22 protein-coding genes and 1 pseudogene are annotated in these 16,621 nt (G+C 68.7%); 13 read left to right on the plus strand and 10 right to left on the minus strand.

All coding sequences use genetic code 11. The features are described 5' to 3' along the window. Nucleotides 1–249 (plus strand): annotated as a pseudogene (locus tag ACAH41_RS13900) (hypothetical protein); the annotation flags it as partial. Between the two features lie 384 nt (nucleotides 250–633). On the opposite strand, the gene ACAH41_RS13905 reads toward ACAH41_RS13900, so the two are convergent. Next, the gene (locus tag ACAH41_RS13905) at nucleotides 634–1,512 is read right to left on the minus strand and encodes an aldo/keto reductase family oxidoreductase (protein ID WP_370538334.1); all 879 of its coding nucleotides are present in this window, start codon (nucleotides 1,510–1,512) and stop codon (nucleotides 634–636) included. 109 nt (nucleotides 1,513–1,621) lie between these two features. On the opposite strand from ACAH41_RS13905, the gene ACAH41_RS13910 reads away from it, so the two are divergent. Then, nucleotides 1,622–2,533 (plus strand): LysR family transcriptional regulator, encoded by a 912-nt coding sequence (locus ACAH41_RS13910; protein WP_325649109.1) that lies wholly within the window; start codon nucleotides 1,622–1,624, stop codon nucleotides 2,531–2,533. 3 nt (nucleotides 2,534–2,536) lie between these two features. On the opposite strand, the gene ACAH41_RS13915 is transcribed toward ACAH41_RS13910, so the two are convergent. From ACAH41_RS13915 to ACAH41_RS13930, 4 genes are read right to left on the minus strand one after another with little or no spacing between them, the layout of a single operon-like run. Then, nucleotides 2,537–2,947 (minus strand): hypothetical protein, encoded by a 411-nt coding sequence (locus ACAH41_RS13915; protein WP_325649107.1) that lies wholly within the window; start codon nucleotides 2,945–2,947, stop codon nucleotides 2,537–2,539. Nucleotides 2,948–2,974: 27 nt separating this feature from the next. Further along, nucleotides 2,975–3,376: a TonB family protein gene (locus tag ACAH41_RS13920; RefSeq protein ID WP_325649105.1), complete on the minus strand. Its 402-nt coding sequence runs from the start codon at nucleotides 3,374–3,376 to the stop codon at nucleotides 2,975–2,977. After that, nucleotides 3,376–4,320 (minus strand): glyoxylate/hydroxypyruvate reductase A, encoded by a 945-nt coding sequence (locus ACAH41_RS13925; protein WP_325649103.1) that lies wholly within the window; start codon nucleotides 4,318–4,320, stop codon nucleotides 3,376–3,378. Before ACAH41_RS13925 ends, ACAH41_RS13920 begins: the two co-directional genes overlap by 1 nt. Beyond that, nucleotides 4,317–4,733 (minus strand): VOC family protein, encoded by a 417-nt coding sequence (locus ACAH41_RS13930; protein ID WP_325649102.1) that lies wholly within the window; start codon nucleotides 4,731–4,733, stop codon nucleotides 4,317–4,319. The genes ACAH41_RS13925 and ACAH41_RS13930 overlap by 4 nt, the downstream gene beginning before the upstream one ends. Before the next feature lie 141 nt (nucleotides 4,734–4,874). Between ACAH41_RS13930 and ACAH41_RS13935 the strand changes: the two genes are divergently transcribed. The 4 genes from ACAH41_RS13935 to ACAH41_RS13950 all read left to right on the plus strand — a co-directional run bounded on the left by ACAH41_RS13935 (nucleotide 4,875) and on the right by ACAH41_RS13950 (nucleotide 7,451). Further along, nucleotides 4,875–5,039: a hypothetical protein gene (locus ACAH41_RS13935; protein WP_170200963.1), complete on the plus strand. Its 165-nt coding sequence runs from the start codon at nucleotides 4,875–4,877 to the stop codon at nucleotides 5,037–5,039. A gap of 170 nt (nucleotides 5,040–5,209) precedes the next feature. Then, on the plus strand, nucleotides 5,210–6,094 hold the full coding sequence (locus ACAH41_RS13940) for an RNA polymerase sigma-70 factor (RefSeq protein WP_370538335.1): 885 nt from the start codon (nucleotides 5,210–5,212) through the stop codon (nucleotides 6,092–6,094). 97 nt (nucleotides 6,095–6,191) lie between these two features. Next, the gene (locus ACAH41_RS13945; RefSeq protein ID WP_325649096.1) at nucleotides 6,192–6,647 is read left to right on the plus strand and encodes a carboxymuconolactone decarboxylase family protein; all 456 of its coding nucleotides are present in this window, start codon (nucleotides 6,192–6,194) and stop codon (nucleotides 6,645–6,647) included. A 63-nt stretch (nucleotides 6,648–6,710) separates the two neighbouring features. After that, a complete protein-coding gene (locus ACAH41_RS13950) occupies nucleotides 6,711–7,451 on the plus strand; it encodes a DUF72 domain-containing protein (protein WP_325649094.1) in 741 nt (246 codons plus the stop codon). Between the two features lie 25 nt (nucleotides 7,452–7,476). Here the strand turns inward: ACAH41_RS13950 and ACAH41_RS13955 are convergent, their stop codons facing one another. Together ACAH41_RS13955 and ACAH41_RS13960 are read right to left on the minus strand one after the other, a co-directional pair. Further along, nucleotides 7,477–8,466: an SDR family oxidoreductase gene (locus ACAH41_RS13955; RefSeq protein WP_325649093.1), complete on the minus strand. Its 990-nt coding sequence runs from the start codon at nucleotides 8,464–8,466 to the stop codon at nucleotides 7,477–7,479. Nucleotides 8,467–8,567: 101 nt separating this feature from the next. Beyond that, a complete protein-coding gene (locus ACAH41_RS13960; RefSeq protein WP_325649092.1) occupies nucleotides 8,568–8,945 on the minus strand; it encodes a hypothetical protein in 378 nt (125 codons plus the stop codon). A gap of 69 nt (nucleotides 8,946–9,014) precedes the next feature. Between ACAH41_RS13960 and ACAH41_RS13965 the strand changes: the two genes are divergently transcribed. Together ACAH41_RS13965 and ACAH41_RS13970 are read left to right on the plus strand one after the other, a co-directional pair. Next, nucleotides 9,015–10,127 (plus strand): metallophosphoesterase, encoded by a 1,113-nt coding sequence (locus ACAH41_RS13965; RefSeq protein ID WP_325649091.1) that lies wholly within the window; start codon nucleotides 9,015–9,017, stop codon nucleotides 10,125–10,127. A gap of 87 nt (nucleotides 10,128–10,214) precedes the next feature. Beyond that, nucleotides 10,215–10,421, plus strand: coding sequence for a hypothetical protein (locus tag ACAH41_RS13970; protein WP_325649090.1), 207 nt, complete (start codon nucleotides 10,215–10,217; stop codon nucleotides 10,419–10,421). A 10-nt stretch (nucleotides 10,422–10,431) separates the two neighbouring features. Here ACAH41_RS13970 and ACAH41_RS13975 read toward each other — a convergent pair whose 3' ends face one another. Beyond that, the gene (locus ACAH41_RS13975; RefSeq protein WP_325649088.1) at nucleotides 10,432–10,926 is read right to left on the minus strand and encodes a DUF1579 domain-containing protein; all 495 of its coding nucleotides are present in this window, start codon (nucleotides 10,924–10,926) and stop codon (nucleotides 10,432–10,434) included. Between the two features lie 97 nt (nucleotides 10,927–11,023). Between ACAH41_RS13975 and ACAH41_RS13980 the strand changes: the two genes are divergently transcribed. Further along, nucleotides 11,024–12,001, plus strand: a complete 978-nt coding sequence (locus ACAH41_RS13980) for a WYL domain-containing protein (RefSeq protein WP_325649086.1) — start codon at nucleotides 11,024–11,026, stop codon at nucleotides 11,999–12,001. 51 nt (nucleotides 12,002–12,052) lie between these two features. Here ACAH41_RS13980 and ACAH41_RS13985 read toward each other — a convergent pair whose 3' ends face one another. Continuing rightward, complete coding sequence (locus ACAH41_RS13985) at nucleotides 12,053–12,304, minus strand: hypothetical protein (protein WP_370538336.1); 252 nt, start codon at nucleotides 12,302–12,304, stop codon at nucleotides 12,053–12,055. Here ACAH41_RS13985 and ACAH41_RS13990 point away from each other — a divergent pair. The 3 genes from ACAH41_RS13990 (at nucleotide 12,303) to ACAH41_RS14000 (ending at nucleotide 14,372) form a co-directional block, all read left to right on the plus strand. After that, nucleotides 12,303–12,488 (plus strand): hypothetical protein, encoded by a 186-nt coding sequence (locus tag ACAH41_RS13990; protein ID WP_370538337.1) that lies wholly within the window; start codon nucleotides 12,303–12,305, stop codon nucleotides 12,486–12,488. The two genes, ACAH41_RS13985 and ACAH41_RS13990, sit on opposite strands and share 2 nt — an antisense overlap. A gap of 6 nt (nucleotides 12,489–12,494) precedes the next feature. Next, a complete protein-coding gene (locus tag ACAH41_RS13995) occupies nucleotides 12,495–13,106 on the plus strand; it encodes a PIN domain-containing protein (protein WP_325649082.1) in 612 nt (203 codons plus the stop codon). Nucleotides 13,107–13,232: 126 nt separating this feature from the next. Further along, entirely contained in the window at nucleotides 13,233–14,372 is a 1,140-nt protein-coding gene (locus ACAH41_RS14000) for a phospholipase A (protein WP_325649080.1), read from the plus strand. On the opposite strand, the gene ACAH41_RS14005 is transcribed toward ACAH41_RS14000, so the two are convergent. After that, nucleotides 14,353–15,285 carry a LysR family transcriptional regulator gene (locus ACAH41_RS14005; RefSeq protein WP_325649078.1) on the minus strand — a complete coding sequence of 311 codons (933 nt, stop codon included), beginning with the start codon at nucleotides 15,283–15,285 and terminating at the stop codon, nucleotides 14,353–14,355. The genes ACAH41_RS14000 and ACAH41_RS14005 overlap by 20 nt on opposite strands. A gap of 103 nt (nucleotides 15,286–15,388) precedes the next feature. Here ACAH41_RS14005 and ACAH41_RS14010 point away from each other — a divergent pair, with 103 nt between their 5' ends. Continuing rightward, nucleotides 15,389–16,618, plus strand: a complete 1,230-nt coding sequence (locus tag ACAH41_RS14010) for an aspartate aminotransferase family protein (protein WP_325649076.1) — start codon at nucleotides 15,389–15,391, stop codon at nucleotides 16,616–16,618. Nucleotides 16,619–16,621: the final 3 nt, after the last annotated feature.

Here is a 16,621-nt window from a genome sequence, read left to right on the forward strand (position 1 = left end):
GCGGGGGCGCTGCTGCCGATATTGGTCGACCGGGCCCCGCCGCCCATGCCGGTCCACCTCGTCCACGCCGCACACCAGCAGCAGCCGTTGAAGTTGCGCGCCTTCCTCGAGTTTGTCGCGCCGCGACTGCAGCAACGGCTGCAAGCCATATCGGACGACGTTGCCGGCTCCGGGCAGGTCCGTGCGACGGTCCTGCCGTCGCATGCCGACACGACACCCGTGACCACCAGCGCCTCGCCTTCGGCCTAGGATCTCGCCCGAGGCGTCGAGGCGCAACCGCTCGCCCGCGCGGCCGTCAACTGACGTCTGGTCGTGCTGCCCGCAGGGCCGCCGGGATCGGCGCGTTGACCCTACGACCAGTTGCCTCTGCTTGCCCGGCTATCCAGAGCGCTCGGACGAGACCGAACATCGATCGCCCAATGGGCGGCACCCGGCAAGGGCGCTCGGGTTCGGGCGTGCGCGCCGCGGGAGGATGCGTGCGGGTCCGGGCGCCATGGCGGGCTTTCCCTGATAGGATCGAAAGCCTTGTAGCGTGCCATGCACCGGCGGGGGAGTCGAGGGCGGCAACGTGGGTCCGGGTGAGGGTATCCCCGGATGGCACGCGGGCTGTGCCTGCCGTCGGGGCGGGGTGGTTCAGGTCGATGCGGGGCCCGCGATCCCGTCGAGCACCGTGATGGCGTCCGGCGGCAGCTGGAGGTCGACGGCGGCCAGGTTCTCGTGCAGGTGGCCGAGCGACGAGGTGCCGGGGATCAGCAGCAGGTTCGGCGAGCGTTGCAGCAGCCAGGCCAGTGCCACCTGCATCGGCGTGGCGCTCAATGACGCAGCCACGTCCGACAGCACGCCGGATTGCAGCGGCGTGAAACCGCCAAGCGGGAAAAACGGCACGTAGGCTGCGCCTTCTGCGGCCAGTTGGTCCAGCAGCGCGTCGTCCGCACGGTTGGCCAGGTTGTACTGGTTCTGCACGCAGGCGATGGGGCAGATCTTGCGGCTGTCCGCCACTTGCTTCGCCGTCACGTTGCTCAGGCCGATGTGGCGGATCAAGCCCTGCTGCCGCAACTCGGCCAACGCGGTGAGCGGTGCTTCCAGCGAGCCTTCGGCCGGGCCGTGCACATCGAACATGGCGCGCAGGTTCACCACCTCCAACACGTCCAGGCCCAGGTTGCGCAGGTTGTCGTGCACCGCCTGCTGCAGCGCCTCGGCCGAGAACGCTGGCAACCATTCGGCCTTGGGCCCGCGCACCGCGCCGACCTTGGTGACGATCACCAGCCCGTCGCGGTAAGGGTGCAGCGCCTCGCGGATGATCTGGTTGGTGACGTGCGGGCCGTAGAAGTCGCTGGTGTCGATGTGGTCAACACCGCTCTCCACGGCAGCGCGCAGCACCGCCACAGCCGCCGCGCGGTCCTTGGGCGGCCCGAAGACGCCGGGGCCGGCCAGCTGCATCGCGCCATAGCCTACGCGCTTCACCTGCCGGGTGCCGAGTTGGAAAGTACCGGCTTTGTCGATTGCGTTCATGAGGATTCCTTTCGAAGTGAGCCCACTGTAGGCAGCGAGGCCACGTACGATAAGTACCCTCAATGCGCACGGGCCGTGCGCCAAACCGAACAATGCACAAGGAACTTCAATGGCCGAATCGCTGGCTGACCTCGCGCTTTTCGTGGCCGTGGCCCGTGCGGGCGGCTTTCGCGAGGCGGCGCGCACCGCCGGCATCAGCGCCTCGGGCCTGAGCGAAGCGGTGCGCCGGCTGGAGGCCAGCCTGGGCGTGCGGCTGCTGCATCGCACCACCCGCAGCGTCGTGCCCACCGAGGCCGGCGCGCGGCTGCTGGACCGGCTGGCGCCGGCGCTGGTCGAGGTCGAAGCCGCGCTGGACGTGGTCAACGGCTTCCGCGACCGCCCCGCCGGCACGCTCAGGCTCAACGTGCCCGCCAGCGCGGCGCGCCTGGTGCTGCCGGCACTGGTGCCGCCGTTCCTGGCCGCCTACCCGGACATCCGGCTGGAAGTGACAGTCGACGAAAGCTTCGTCGACGTGCTGGCCGCCGGCTGCGATGCCGGCATCCGCTACGACGAGCGGCTGGAGCAGGACATGATCGCCACGCCCATCGGCCCGCGCAGCCAGCGCATGGCCACCGCCGCCGCGCCCGCCTACCTCGCTGCCCACGGCCGCCCCACGCACCCGCGCGACCTGCTGCAACACGCCTGCCTGCGTGGCCGCTTCGCCAGCGGCGCCATGCCTGGCTGGACCTTCGAGCGCGAAGGCGAAGTCATCACCGTGGACACCAGCGGCCCGCTGATCGTGCGCGTGGGCGGCGCTGGCGTGGACCTCGCGGTCGACGCCGCCATCGCCGGCAGCGGCGTCATCTACCTGTTCGAGGACTGGTTGCGCCCCCATTTCGCCAGCGGCGCCCTCGTCCCCATCCTGGAAGACTGGGCCCAAAGCTTCACCGGCCCCTTCCTCTACTACCCCGGCCGCCGCCACCTGCCGGCGCCGCTGCGGGCGTTCGTGGACTTTGTGCAGGCGGCGCAGCGCGAGGCCTGAGCCTCAGAAAAATCCGGCCAGGAACGCAGCAGCCTCCGGCGACAGTCCCACGATCTTGTTCGTCGCCTGCCGGTAGAACTTGAAGTTCAACTCCGTCTCCGGTCGGCCATCGTTCCAGTCCGCAAACGGTTTCAGTTCCGCTCGGCCCAGGCGACGCTTGGCCAGCCCGGTGCGTTCCACGGTGATGCTCATCCGAGGTGTCAGCCGCTCGATGCCAGGGGTGCGCGGCATCACCTCTGCAGCCGTCACCACACCCCGAGCGACCAGCCCCAAGCCACCTTCGTTCTCGCTGGCGAACAGGTAGATCACATCGCCCACCGCAATCGCCTTGCCGCCGTACATGGTTTTCTGACGGGGGAAGTCGAAGGTCTTGGCTTGCGGGTCGGGGATTTCGGTTTTGATGGCGTAGGGCATGGCTGCGTCAAGGTCGGCGCGCCCTGCTCACTTCAGTTTCCAGACGTACTCCAGTTCATGGACATACGGCTCTCCCGTCTTCTTGAAAACCCCTGGGCACTTAACTTTGTCCACGGTGGCTCTGTCGAGAAACTTGTGCGCCCTGGTGACCCCCGAGGACTTCACGATCTCGGTGTCTGTCACTACGCCCTCTTCGTTTACGTGAACGCGCATGACGGTGACGCCAGTAGCTTCTGCTTTCGCAGCTTCGGCGGGATAGCCTGAGCTATTCAGGCATTCCATGGTTGCCTGAGAAATCACATGCCGCTCGGATGCTTCCTCGGCGTAAGCGATCTGGATGCAGGCAGCCAGACAAAGCCCGCTGACGAATTGCTGCAGCGTGTTCCGGCATGCCGGCAGAGCCTTCCCCCTCGAAATCTTTTTGTGCATCAGTAGCCTCGCAGTGAATCCACAAAATCCATCTGACCATTCTGGCGCCACCGCGTGATATTGGCTGCCACGATTGCCGCCGCCGTCGCCAAGTCAGTCGGCCCCGAGCAATGCGGCAGCACCGTGACCGCCGGATGCTTCCATTGCCATTCGCCCGGCGGCAGCGGCTCGGTCGCGAACACATCCAGCACCGCATGGGCCACCTGCCCGCTGTCCAGCGCCGCACGCAACGCCCCGTCATCCACGATCCGCCCGCGTGCGAAGTTGATGAGTTGCGCGCCGCGGGGCAACCATGCCAGGCGCTGGGCGTTCAGCAGGCCGGTCGTCTGCGGCGTGAGCGGCAGCAGGCAGACGAGGATGTCGCAGGCGGCGAGCATCGGCTGCAGTTCGTCGTCGCCGGCAAAGCAGGTCACGCCTCCCATGGCTTTGCGGTTGCGGCTCCAGCCGCGGACCTGGAAATTGGCCGTGAGCAGGCGGCGGGCGGCTGCTTCGCCGAGTGCGCCCAGGCCGAGCAGGCCCACGGTGCGCTGGCGGGCCGGCACGTAGGGCAGTGACTGCCAGACAGCGTCGGCCTGCTGGCGGGCGTAGCGCGGCATGTCGCGGTGCAGGTAGAGCGTCCAGGCGAGCACGGCTTCGGCCATGGTGTCGGCCAGGTTGGGGTCGACCAGGCGGACGATCTTCAGGTGGGTGTCGCCCAGTTCGGCGACCAGCCGCTCCACGCCGGCCCAGACGCTGTGCACCCATTGCAGCGCGGGCAGTTGGCACAGGTCGGCCGGGTTCGGGTTGGCGACGATGGCAACCGTGCAGCCGGCTCGTTCTTCGGCGCTCAGTGCGTCGAAACGGACCACGCGCTCGCCAGGCATCGCCAGCTGCAAGGCTTGCACCCAGGCGTCGGTTTCACTGTCGCCAGCACGGGCGACAAACGGGATGAGACCTGCCGTCATGCGGCGTACACCGCATCCAGGTCCGCGAAGCCCTTGACCTCGATCGGGTTGCCCGAAGGGTCCAGGAAGAACATCGTGGCCTGCTCGCCCGGCTCGCCACGGAAGCGGATGCTGGGCTTGAGCACAAAGTCCACGCCTGCGGCGCTGAGCCGGTCCGCCAGGGCTTGCCAGGCCGGCAGCGCCAGCACCACGCCGAAGTGAGGCATGGGCACCCTGTGTTCGCCGACCTGGCCGGTGTTGGCGACAGGGAACGGTTCGCCCAGGTGCAGCGAGAGCTGGTGGCCGAAGAAGTCGAAGTCGACCCAGGTTTCTGTGCTACGGCCTTCTTCGCAGCCGAGCAGGCCGCCGTAGAACTGCCGCGCCTCATCCAGGCTGCGAACGTGGATCGCCAGGTGAAACAGTGAGGTGGCCAAGACGCGCTCCGGTGGGTGAACAGCAACGCCCAAGGGTAGCGCGCCCGGCCCGCGCATGCCGCAATGTGCGGCAGCGCACAGACCGCTCCTGCCTCTGCGCGTACAAGCACGGTCCTCACAACGCTACAGAAAGCCTTTTTCATGGCCAACAACATTGCCGCTCACAAGCACCGCACCCGCCTCCATGTGCTGCGCGATCGCGTGAAAGCCGCGCTGCGCGACACCAAGCGCGGGCTGGCTGGTGCCAAGGAGCGGCTGGCGATGCACCAAGCCAATCGCGCCGCCTACCGCGCCGCGAACCCCTGAGATCCTGGCCCGCAGCGGCCATCTCTCCGGCGCCTGCCGAGCCAGCTCGCAGGCGCCCGCAAGCAGTTTGACCCCGGCCCCGCGGGATGCGGCGATCCAAGGTCCACTGCCACTTTGCGAAAAACAGCCTCGCGCTGTCACAAACTACCGGGCTGCCACGTCTGAGCTTCATGCAGCCCATGACCACCCCACCGGACACCTTCGCCGCCACCCGCCCGCGCCTGCACGCCATTGCCTACCGCATGCTGGGCACGCGGGCTGATGCCGAGGACGTGCTGCAGGACGCTTGGCTGCGCTGGCAGCAGGCGGACCAGGCGGCGCTGCAGTCGGCCGAGGCCTGGCTGGTGACGGTCGTTACTCGGCTGTCCATCGACCGGCTGCGCGCAGCCAAGGCCGAGCGGGCCGACTACATCGGCTGCTGGCTGCCCGAACCGCTGGTGGAAGTGGAAGAGCGCACGCCGGAAACCATGGCGGAACTTGCGAGTGACCTGTCGGTTGCCTTCATGTGGGCGCTGGAGCGGCTGACGGTGGACGAGCGCGCCGCCTTCCTGCTGCGCCAGGCCTTCGACCGGGACTACGACGAGATTGCCACCATGCTGGGCAAGAGCGAAGCCGCCTGCCGGCAGCTGGTGCACCGGGCCACGGAGCGTGTGCGCCAGGGCCAGCGGCGCTTTGAAGTGCCGCGCCACACGCACCGCGAGCTGCTGGCGAAGTTCATGCACGCGGCGCAGAGCGGCCAGACGCAAGCGATGGAAGCACTGCTGGCCGCAGACGCCGAGTTCGTGGGTGACGGCGGCGGCAAGATGCCCGCGTCTTCCAAGGTGCTGCTGGGCGGGCACCGCATTGCCAACCTGTATGGCGTGCTGCCGGGCAAGGTGGAAGGCGGCGTGGACTACCGCCTTGCCGAGGTCAACGGCGAGCCGGGCCTGCTGCGCTACTTCGCCGGCAAACTCGAATCGGCCCAGGCTTTTGTGACCGACGGCGAGCGCATCGTCGCGATCTACGTGGTGCGCAACCCGGACAAGCTGCAAGGCATTCGGCAGCAATTGCACTGATTTCGCGGCCCGGCTGTCACAGGCCGGCAGGTGGCAGCGTCTTGATGGATGAAGGGCCGCACTCCCGCTGGCTCGCGTTCAACGAAAGACCGTTGCCATGACCACCCACGCTCCCCGCGTCGCCTATTCCGAACTCTCTCCGCAAGCCTTCAAAGGCCTGTACCAGGCCTCGATGGGCCTGCACAAAAGCCCGCTGGGCGCCCGCCTGGTCGAGCTGGTGTTCCTGCGCGTCTCGCAGATCAACGGCTGCGCCTACTGCATGGACATGCACTGGCGCGACCTGGTCAAGCAGGACGCCGACCCGCGCCACCTGAACGCCGTGGCCGGCTGGCGCGAAGCCCCGTTTTTCAGCGAACGCGAACGTGCCGCGCTGCGCTGGGCCGAGCTGGTGACCGACATCCCGCACAAGGACGCCAGCGACGAGGAGTTCGCGCTGCTGAAGGCCCAGTTCTCGGACGCCGAGATTGCCGACCTGGCCTTTGCCATCGCCATCATCAACGCCTGGAACCTGCTCAGCGTGAGCATGCGCAACCCGCTGCCCGAGCAGGTCTGACGCTGCGGCCGCGGGCACCTGGCTTGCCTTGCCACGGCATCCAGGCTCGCGGGTTCGAGGTTCATGCACATCGGCACGGCAGGTTGGTCCATTCCGAAGGAAGTTGCCGAGGCCTTCACGGGCGACGGCCAGCACCTTCAGCGCTACGCGCGGGTGATGAACTGCGCCGAGATCGATACCTCGGCCTACCGGCACCATGCCACCGCGGTCTACGCCCGTTGGGCCAGCCTGACACCGGCGGACTTCCGCTTCGCCGTCAAGCTGCCGCAGGCCATCACGCATGACGCACGGCTGCGCCGGGCGCGCAAGCCGCTGCAGCAATTCCTCGCCGAAGTGGCCGGGCTGGGCGACAAGCTCGCCGTGCTGCTGGTGCAGCTGCCACCTTCGTTTGCGTTCGAGGCCCGGCCGGTGCGCAGCTTCTTCCAGCTACTGGCCGAGCTGCATGACGGCACGGTGGCCTGCGAACCGCGCCACAGGAGCTGGTTCACGCCGGCGGCTGAGCGCACGCTGGCCGCGCTGCGCGTGGCACGCGTCGCAGCCGATCCGGCCACCGTGCCCGAGGCCGCGCTGCCCGGCGGCTGGCTGGGCCCGCAGGGTGACGGCAGCGGCGTGCTGCTCTACCACCGCTGGCACGGCTCACCGCGCGTCTACTGGTCCCGTTACGAGGACGACTGGCTGCGGCGGCAAGCCGACGCCCTGCGCGCTTGGCCCGCCGGTGCCGACCGCTGGTGCATCTTCGACAACACGGCTGCCGGTGGTGCGTTGCCCGACGCGCTGAAGCTGCAAGGCTTGCTGCAAACCTGAGCACGCCATGCGGCGGTGCGCGCCTTCAGGCCAAGCGCGGCGTCCTCCTGGCCCGCGGGCGCAGCGCCGCCAGCGCCAGCACCGCCAGCGCACCCAGCGCATAGGCGCCGAGCTTGCGCGCGGCGGCATGCCGCGCGTCCCGGTAGCCGCCGTCGATCGCGTGGTTCTGCGAGGGCGCGAACAGGTTGCCGGCGCCCATGGGCGCCGGGTCGGCGCTGGCCAGCGAGCGGTCCATCAGGCCGTAGGTGGTGCGGGCCACCAGGTCCGGCGCCAGCGCATGGGCCAGCCGCGCCGGCCAGGCCACGCTGCCAATGCTCACCGTCGGCCGCGGGTGCCTCACCAGGTCAGCGATCAGCAGCGCCACCTCGCGCGGGTCGACCAGTGGTGACGGTGGCTTCAGGTGCTTGCCGGTGTAGTTGGCACCGTGCATGAAGCCGGGCGTGTCGACGAAGGTCGGGTAGACGGCGCAGACGTGCACGTCCGGCAGTTCGCTCAGCTCTGCGCGCAGCGCTTCGGAGAAGCCTCGCAGGCCGAACTTGCTGGCGGTGTAGGCAGTTGCAAACGGCGTCGGCGTCCAGCCGCCCAGCGAGATCATGTTGATCAGGGTGCCCTGCTGGCGCTGGCGGAAATGCGGCACCACTGCGTGCGCGCCGTTCATCTGGCCGATCAGGTTGGTCTCGATGATGCGGCGGTGCGCCTGGGCCGGCGTTTCCTCGAAACGCCCGACCGCCCCTACGCCGACGTTGTTGATCCACACGTCGATGCCGCCAAAACGACCGATTGCCGCGTCGGCCAGTGCCTGCACCATCGTGGCATCGGTCACGTCGGTCGGCACGATCAGCGTCTCGGCGCCAAAGGCGCGGCATTCGGCGGCAATGCTTTCCAGCCCGTCCCGGCCGCGAGCCGCCAGCACCAGCCGCGCGCCCTGACGCGCCAGCGCCAGGGCGCTGGCACGGCCAATGCCGCTGGACGCACCGGTCAACACGACAACCGGGTTCGGTGAATTCGAAAACATGGCTTCTCCCTGCAAGACGGCCGCGGCCAAGCGGCAGGTGGCGCGGCGCCGAGGTGCCGCTGTCCGGGCCTGCGCCAAGCGGCAAGCCGCATGCCGTGGCTTCAATTGCCGGGTGCGACGCGCCAATCGGTGCGTTGCAGGCAACCCGCTTCGGTCAGCAGGCGGTCGGCATCGGCCTGCTGCTCGGCGGTGCTGGCGTCCACGCTGATGACGGCGCCGCCGCGCCTGACGGTTTCCTCGTAAGGTGCCGCATCGTGCGGCGAGGCGCCCCAGTCGAAGATGCCCTGGAACAGGTCCAGCACATTGCTGATCAGCCCGCCGGTGACCTGCTCGTCGACCTGCCGCGGCAATGGCGGGTCGATCGGGTCCTGCCCGAGGTGCAGCCGTACCGCGCTGGCGGGCAGGCCGCGCTCGACCAATTGCTGGGCGGCCAGGCGGCCGGCGGCAGCGTCCGGGAACGCAAAAAGTGCATTGACCATGGCGGTCCTTCGGCAAACCACGTTCCCGCCGCCTTGAAGCGCACGCTGCCGGCCCCACATGGGCGCGATATGCCCATCCTGCTGCTGACCGCCCTGCTCCATCTCTACATTGGCTGGCGCATTGCGCCGCAGTTGCCGGGGCCCTGGGCCGGGGGGCTGCTGGTGGCCGTGCTGGTGGCTTCCGCGCTGCTGATCCCCGCCGCCTTCTTCGGCCGCAAGGCGCGTGAGCGCAGCAGCGCAGACCGCTGGACCTGGGCCGGCATGACCGCTTTGGGCCTGTTCTCGATGCTGTTCGTGCTGACGCTGCTGCGCGAATTCGTGCTGCTGGCGGCCATGCCGTTTGCCTCGCTGCCCCCGCTTGCGGCAGTCACTGCCGAGGCCGTGCCGCTGCTGGCCGTGCTCGGCGTGCTGCTGGGCTTCCTGAACGCCCGCCGCACGGCGCAGGTGCGCGAGGTGAAGGTGCCGGTGGCCGGCCTGCCGGCCGCGCTGGAAGGCTTCACCATCGCCCAGATCACCGACGTGCACATCGGCCCCACCGTCAAGAAGCCGTATGTGCAGGCCATCGTGGACCGGGTCAACAAGCTGCAGGCCGACGCCGTGGCCATCACCGGCGACCTGGTGGACGGCCGGGTGCAGGACCTGCACGAGGACGCGGCACCACTGGCCGGCCTGCGCTCGCGCCACGGCACGTTTTTCGTCACCGGCAACCACGAGTACTACAGCGGCGCGCCGGAATGGGTGGCGCTGCTGCGCAAGCTGGGCCTGCGCGTGCTGACCAACGAGCACGTGGTGCTGCAACACGGCACGGCGCAGCTGGTGATGGCCGGCGTGGCCGACTACAGCGCCGGCCACTTCGAGCCCGAGAACCGCAGCGACCCGCAGCGCGCCATCGCCGGCGCCCCGGCCGGCGCAGGCGCCAAGGTGCTGCTGGCCCACCAGCCCCGCAGCGCACCTGCGGCGGCAGACGCTGGCTTCGACCTGCAACTCTCCGGCCACACCCACGGCGGCCAGTTCTGGCCCTGGAACCTGTTCGTGCCGCTGCAGCAGCCCTTCACCGCCGGCCTGCACAAGCTGCGCAACCTGTGGGTCTACACCAGCCGCGGCACCGGCTACTGGGGCCCGCCTTTGCGCCTGGGCGCACCGTCCGAAATCACCCGGCTGCGGCTGGTCGCTGCAAGCTGAGGCATGATGCAGCGGAGCGCTGCACGCCATTCCCTTACTCTCGGCGAGCCGGCCAGGCCGGCAGCTGTCCGCATCGAGGATTTGACGTTGAACACCCCTGACGAAATGCTCAGCCGTGGCCTGCTCACGGCAGACCAGCACCACCAGATCAGCGCCTGGATTCACCACGCCAAGACGCCGGAGGCCATCATGCAGATGCCCGCCCCACTGTGGCAGGCCCTGTCGCTGGCCAGCGTGCTGATGGACGTGGACAGTGAGCTGACCCAGCCGCCCAGTTTCGACCTGGGGGCTTGAGCCGCTGCGCTCAGCCGGCCGCGCGCTCGGTGCGTTCGAAGCGCATGACCCAGTTGACTTCCCAGCTCTGGCCGCCATCGGTCGAAAAAGCCTGCTCCCAGCCCGGTGCATCGCCTTGGGTGCCGGTCCAGCGGAAGCGCACGCGGATGGGCTGGCCGTTGAACTGGTCGTCCGCGTAGAACAGCCCCACGCCTTCTGCGTCGAAGCTGCCCAGCATCGGCGGGTCGAGCCGGTGGGGCTGGCGCTGGTCAAGCCACCAGATGGCCCATTGCGCGGTTTCGGCATTGAACGAGCGCAGCGTTGCCGCGCGATAGCTGCCGGCGGGCAGATGCAGCAGGTTGTCGTCGACATTGCCGGCGCCGCCGAGCAACGGCCGCACCTCGCAGGCCCCGGAGAAGGTTTCCCAGTCGACGCAGCCGGCAAGCCGCTCGCGCAGGCGGCGGTGCTGCACCTGCCATTGGCCGTGGAAGAAGTCGAAGTCTTGGGCGGTGGAAACGTGGGGCATGGGCGGTCCTCATGGGTGGGCGGCTGAAAGAACGTCGCATGATCGGCGCCATAAGATGACACCTTCTGTCATGTTTTAGCGCTGCGCCACAAAGCCGATGAAAGCCAGCCGCCTGCTGTCCATCCTGATGCTGCTGCAGTCCCGCGGGCGGCTGACCGCTGCGGCGCTGGCCGAGGCCCTGGAGGTGTCCGAGCGCACTGTGCTGCGCGACATCGACCAGCTCTCGGCTGCCGGCGTGCCGCTGTGGGGCGAGCGGGGCCGCAGCGGCGGCTTCCAGCTGCGTGAAGGCTGGAGCACCCAGCTCACAGGCATGACCGAGCCCGAGGCCAATGCGTTGCTGCTGGCCGGCCTGCCCGGCCCGGCCACCGAGCTGGGCCTGGGCGCCGCCGCAGCGTCGGCCCGCCTGAAGCTGCTGGCCAGCCTGCCCACCGGCTGGCGCGAGCAGGCCGACCGGGTCGGCGAGCGGCTGCACATCGACCCGGTGGACTGGTACCGCGCGCAGGACACGCCGAAGTACCTGCGCGAGGTGGCCGATGCGGTCTGGCACGCCAGGCGGCTGAAGGTGCACTACGACAGCTGGCGCGGACCGATCGAGCGCGAACTCGAACCACTGGGCCTGGTGCTGAAGGCTGGCGCCTGGTACACGATCGCGCGCAGCACCGGCCAGCCAGGCGAACGCACCTACCGCCTCGCCAGCCTGCTGGACCTGCAGGCCACAAGCAAGACATTCCAACGCCCCCGCAAATTCAGCCTCGCCGAAGCCTGGCGCGCCTCCGCTGCCCGCTTCGAAGCCGAACTGCGCACGCTGCAGGCGCACGTGCGCGTCTCGCCCCGCGCGCTGGGCTGGCTGCGCAACGGCCGCATCCCCGCAGTCCAGGTACCCGGCGCCCTTGCGTCCACCGACGGTTGGCAGGAAGTGCTGATGCCCATCGAATCCATCGAACACGGCGCCCGGCAGCTGCTGGGCTGGGGCGCCGAAGTGGAAGCGCTGGCGCCGGTTGAACTGCGCGCGTTGGTACTGTCCATGGCGCAGGCGGTGGTGGCCCGCTTGGGAGCGAGCAGCGCAGCAAGCTGACCGACGACTCGGTTTCGCAAATTTCGCGTATTTCGAGTTGGCGGATAGACTTCACGGCATGAAGTCAGCATCCAAATCGGGCGCCACGGCATTGACCGTGAACATTGAGATCGATCCTCTGATCGAAGTCGTTCGTCGCCATGTGAAGCTCTCGACACAGGCCAGCCGCTTGATCAGGGGCGACTTGGCGAAGCTGTTCCAGCATCCCGAAATCCGCAGCAGCGCCAAACGCGCTGTTGGGAAGCCAACAGCGCCAGCGGATCCGGTGCTGAGCACCCAAGAGGCCGCCGCCCTGGTTGGCATGTCCAGACCTTACATCGTGGCGCGCATCGAGGCGGGCGACATTCCACTGCACCAGCGCGTTGGCAATCAGCGCCGGGTGCTGAAGTCGGACGTGCTGGCCTGGCACCAGCGCGAGCAAGCGCAGCGTCGGCGGGCCATCGCCCAGCTGGGCGCAGACCTGGACGACGAGATCTTTGCGGGTTGAACGGCGTTGATTCCCGTTGTCGCTGACGCGGACACGCTGTTTGGCGCCACCACACGGGGCCTGCTGATCCACCTGGACTCCTGCGGTGCCATACGCCTGAATTGGAGCCCACTGATCCTCGATGAACTGAGCCGCGCCCTGGTTGACACCCGGCGCAAGCCGGATCTTGCTTCCGCCAAGCAACACGAAGCACTGATGCGCACGGCGCTGCCCCAAGCCGAGATCGCGACGGCGCGGGTCCAAGCTCAGTTCAGCGCAGTTGCCGCTGCCATGCGCTCGGCGAAAGACATCCATGTCGCCGCCTGCGCGCAAGCCGTGCGGATCGGGCTGGCCGGGATCGACCCGCCTGTGGTCAACCTCGTCACCCACAACCTGCGCGACTTTGGCATTCGCAGGCTCTCTGCCATCGGCATCAAAGTCATGCGCCAGGACGTATTTCTGACCTCGCTGTTGGAACAGTCTCCCCATGAACTGGCTTCGGCATTTGCGTCTCTGCGCTCCACGCTACGCTCGGCACCCACACCCGAGCTGCTGTTGTCACGACTGGCCGCCGACGGACAGTCGCGGACAGCGGCAGCCTTGCTCAAGTGCTGGCGGCAAAACGACTTCAGGCTGTGAGTGAATGGCCTGGCGTTGCTGCACGGTCGCCGCGAGGCAGCTGCACTGTTGGCATCGGCTGACACCGCGGTTGGCAGAGGCCGAGGAGAATTCCCCGGTTGCGCATTTCTCAGCAAGGTTCACCGCATGCCCAAGCCCGCCGCTTCGCTACCTCCCTTCCATGCCATCGCCCGCCACCCAAAGCGGGCGCACATGCTCACCGGCCTGGTGCTGGCCTGCCTGCCCTGGGCCGCGCAGGCACAAACCCTGGCGGACTGCGCAGCGCTGGCCGACGACGCCAGGCGCCTGGCCTGCTACGACAGGCTGGCCCGCGGCAATGCCGCAAGCGATACCGCTCAGGGTTCACCAGCAGCCAAGCCGGAGCCCGTGCCCATGGCCGTGCGCAACGAGCCCAGCGCACTGCAGCAAGTGGCCACTGCGCCCAGCGGCCAGGGCCTGGCCGCGGCCGACTTCCTCACCAAGTTCTGGGAGCTGGAACCCAGCGCCAAGCGCGGCACCTTCGTCGTGCGCACCTACCAGCCCAATGCGCTGCTGCCGGCGCACTACACCAACAACATCAACCGCACGCCCGCCAGTCCGACGCACCCGAGCGACGGCACGCAGCAACCCTATCGCAGCACCGAGGCGGCGCTGCAACTGTCGCTGCGCGCCAAGGTGCTGGAAGACGTGCTGCTGCCGAATGCCGACCTGTGGTTCGCCTTCAGCCAGAAGTCCATCTGGCAGCTCTGGAACAGCGTGGATTCTTCGCCCTTCCGCAGCTCCGACTACCAGCCCGAGGCCGTGTACACGGTGCCGATTCCGGACCGCCTGGGCGAGCTGCCATCAGGGTGGCGCTGGCGCATGCTGCAGGGCGGCATCGCGCACGAATCCAACGGCCAGCCGGATCCGCTCTCGCGCAGCTGGAACCGCGCCTACCTGGGCACCGCCTTCACGCACGACGACTACGCGCTGCAGGCCCGCTTCAACCACCGGCTGCCCGAGTCCGGCACCGACGACAACCCGCACATCACCGACTTCATCGGCAACACCGAGCTGAGCGCCAGCTGGTTCCCGGGCCAGAACACCATGCAGCTGGTGGCGCGCACCTCGTTTAAGTCCTGGTCCAAGGGCTCGCTGCAACTGAACTGGAGCCACCCGGTGTTCTCCGACAAGCCAGACGGCCTGCGCTGGTACGTGCAGCTGTTCACTGGTTACGGCGAGACGCTGCTGGACTACAACCACCGCCAGACCAGCGTGGGCCTGGGCTTCACGCTGTTCCAGCTGTGAGCGCGTCGCCGCCAAAAGCCTGCAGCGCGAATTCGATGAAACCCTTCAGCTTGGGTGAGCGCTGGCGCTCCGGTGCGTAGAGCAGGTGCATGGGCCGGCTGGGCAGTGTGTAAGGGGTCAGCAACTGCAGCAGGCGGTGTTCGGCAATGTCGGTGGCGACCATCACTTCCGGCAGCATCGCAATGCCCAGGCCGGCCAGCGCTGCGCGGCGCAGCGCCTGCGCGTGGTTGACGGCCACCGGCCCGTCGACCGCAACGACGGTCTCGCCCTCGCCTTCTTCCCCGGTGAAACGCCACTGCCGTTCGGTCCAGCGCCATTCGGTTCCGGCCGGGTAGGTGAAGGCCAGGCAGTCGTGGCCGGACAGTTCCTGTGGCCGCACCGGCCGGCCGCGGCGTGCGACGTAGGACGGCGCGGCGCACAGCAGCAGGCGGTGGTCCCGCAACGGCCGCGCCACCAGCCGCGGGCTCTCCAGCGTGCCCAGGCGGAACGCGGCGTCGAAGCCTTCATCGACCAGGTCCACCAGGCGGTCGGTCAGCACCACGTCCACCTTGACGGCGGGATGGCGCGCCAGGTAATCGGGCAGCAGCGGCATCAAACACTCTGCGCCGAAGGTGGGCGGCGCGGTGACGCGCAGCGTGCCACCGGGCGTCGCAAGCGCGTCTTCGGCCAGCCGGCACGCCGCCTCGATCTGGCCCAGGATGTCGGTACAACGCGCGTGGTACAGCGCGCCGAACTCGGTCAGGTTTTGCCGGCGCGTGGTGCGGTGAAGCAGCGGCGCGCCCAGGCGCTGCTCCAGCGCGCGCAAATGGTTGCCCACCATCGTGGTGGACATTTCCAGGCGCTGCCCGGCGGCGGTGAGGCTGCCGGCGTCCACCACCGCGATGAACACCTGCATGGCTTGATGAAGGTCCATGCGGGCGATTGTCAACCCAGACTGCAAGGTGATTGAAGATCCTATGCATTGATCCGGATCGGCGCATTAATGACACTGCGGCTCCCACCTCAAGGAGACCGCCATGCAGCTGCTGGACACGCCGACCCTGCCGATCACCGAAGCCAAGCCAGTCGGCTGGCGCAGCCCACCCGCCGCGCTGCTGCAGACCTACGCACCAGCCGACGTCGAGTTCGTTGCCGGCCGCGGCACTCGCCTGTGGGACGCGCAGGGCCGCGACTATCTCGACGCCGTGGCCGGTGTGGGCGTGAGCCTGCTGGGCCATGCGCACCCTGCGCTGGTGGCCGCCATTGCCGACCAGGCCGGCCGCGTGCTGCACCTCTCCAACCTGTACCACGGCGCCTGGGCCCAGCAACTGGCCGAGCGGCTGGCGGCGGTGTCCGGCATGCAGCGGGCGTTTTTCGGCAACTCGGGTGCAGAGGCCAACGAGGCGGCGCTGAAGCTGGCGCGGCTGCATGCGCGCAAGCGTGGCATTGCGCAGCCGCTGGTCGTCGTGATGACCCAGGCTTTCCACGGGCGCACGCTGGCTACGCTGTCGGCCAGCGCCAGCCCGGTGGTGCGCGAAGGTTACGCGCCCTACGTGGAAGGTTTCCTGCGGGTGCCGTTTGGCGACGCGCAGGCGCTGGCCCATGCACAGGCCGCGCATGGCGAGCGCATCGTCGCGGTGCTGGTGGAGCCGGTGCAGGGCGAAGGCGGCGTGCAGGTGGCGCCGCCCGGTTACCTGAGCGCACTGCGCAGCCTCTGCACCCAACACGGCTGGCTGATGATGCTGGACGAGGTGCAAACCGGCCTGGGCCGCACCGGCCGCTGGTTTGCGTTCCAGCACGAAGGCGTGTTGCCAGACGTGCTGACGCTGGCCAAGGGCCTGGCTGGCGGCGTGCCGATTGGCGCGTGCCTGGCGACGGGCGAAGCGGCCGAGCTGTTCACGCCCGGCAGCCATGCCAGCACCTTCGGCGGCAACCCGCTGGCCTGCCGCGCGGCCTGCACGGTGCTGGACGTGATCGAGCAGCAAGGCCTCGTGGCCAATGCCGCCGCGCAAGGTGAGGCACTGCTGACCGGCCTGCGCGAGGCGCTGGCCGACCGGCCACGGGTGCGCGAGGTGCGTGGCCTGGGGCTGATGCTGGGCGTGGAGCTGGACACGCCATGCCGCGACATCGCGCTGCGGGCGCTGCAGGAACACCGGCTGCTGATCAACGTGACACGCGACAACGTGATTCGCCTGCTGCCGCCGCTGGTGCTGCAGCGGCAGGAGGTCCAGGCCATCATCGGCGCGCTGGCCGCGCTGACAGCATGAGGG

It is taken from the genome of Ideonella sp. (genome assembly GCF_041287625.1).
GTDB lineage: Bacteria > Pseudomonadota > Gammaproteobacteria > Burkholderiales > Burkholderiaceae_C > Ideonella.

Coding starts and splice junctions, on each gene's coding strand:
- ACAH41_RS13905 (WP_370538334.1), bottom strand. CDS start 1,512: ATGAACGCAATCGACAAAGCCGGTACTTTCCAACTCGGCACCCGGCAG.
- ACAH41_RS13910 (WP_325649109.1), top strand. CDS start 1,622: ATGGCCGAATCGCTGGCTGACCTCGCGCTTTTCGTGGCCGTGGCCCGT.
- ACAH41_RS13915 (WP_325649107.1), bottom strand. CDS start 2,947: ATGCCCTACGCCATCAAAACCGAAATCCCCGACCCGCAAGCCAAGACC.
- ACAH41_RS13920 (WP_325649105.1), bottom strand. CDS start 3,376: ATGCACAAAAAGATTTCGAGGGGGAAGGCTCTGCCGGCATGCCGGAAC.
- ACAH41_RS13925 (WP_325649103.1), bottom strand. CDS start 4,320: ATGACGGCAGGTCTCATCCCGTTTGTCGCCCGTGCTGGCGACAGTGAA.
- ACAH41_RS13935 (WP_170200963.1), top strand. CDS start 4,875: ATGGCCAACAACATTGCCGCTCACAAGCACCGCACCCGCCTCCATGTG.
- ACAH41_RS13940 (WP_370538335.1), top strand. CDS start 5,210: ATGCAGCCCATGACCACCCCACCGGACACCTTCGCCGCCACCCGCCCG.
- ACAH41_RS13945 (WP_325649096.1), top strand. CDS start 6,192: ATGACCACCCACGCTCCCCGCGTCGCCTATTCCGAACTCTCTCCGCAA.
- ACAH41_RS13950 (WP_325649094.1), top strand. CDS start 6,711: ATGCACATCGGCACGGCAGGTTGGTCCATTCCGAAGGAAGTTGCCGAG.
- ACAH41_RS13955 (WP_325649093.1), bottom strand. CDS start 8,466: ATGTTTTCGAATTCACCGAACCCGGTTGTCGTGTTGACCGGTGCGTCC.
- ACAH41_RS13960 (WP_325649092.1), bottom strand. CDS start 8,945: ATGGTCAATGCACTTTTTGCGTTCCCGGACGCTGCCGCCGGCCGCCTG.
- ACAH41_RS13965 (WP_325649091.1), top strand. CDS start 9,015: ATGCCCATCCTGCTGCTGACCGCCCTGCTCCATCTCTACATTGGCTGG.
- ACAH41_RS13975 (WP_325649088.1), bottom strand. CDS start 10,926: ATGCCCCACGTTTCCACCGCCCAAGACTTCGACTTCTTCCACGGCCAA.
- ACAH41_RS13980 (WP_325649086.1), top strand. CDS start 11,024: ATGAAAGCCAGCCGCCTGCTGTCCATCCTGATGCTGCTGCAGTCCCGC.
- ACAH41_RS13990 (WP_370538337.1), top strand. CDS start 12,303: ATGTCCAGACCTTACATCGTGGCGCGCATCGAGGCGGGCGACATTCCA.
- ACAH41_RS13985 (WP_370538336.1), bottom strand. CDS start 12,304: ATGCCAACCAGGGCGGCGGCCTCTTGGGTGCTCAGCACCGGATCCGCT.
- ACAH41_RS14000 (WP_325649080.1), top strand. CDS start 13,233: ATGCCCAAGCCCGCCGCTTCGCTACCTCCCTTCCATGCCATCGCCCGC.
- ACAH41_RS14005 (WP_325649078.1), bottom strand. CDS start 15,285: ATGGACCTTCATCAAGCCATGCAGGTGTTCATCGCGGTGGTGGACGCC.
- ACAH41_RS14010 (WP_325649076.1), top strand. CDS start 15,389: ATGCAGCTGCTGGACACGCCGACCCTGCCGATCACCGAAGCCAAGCCA.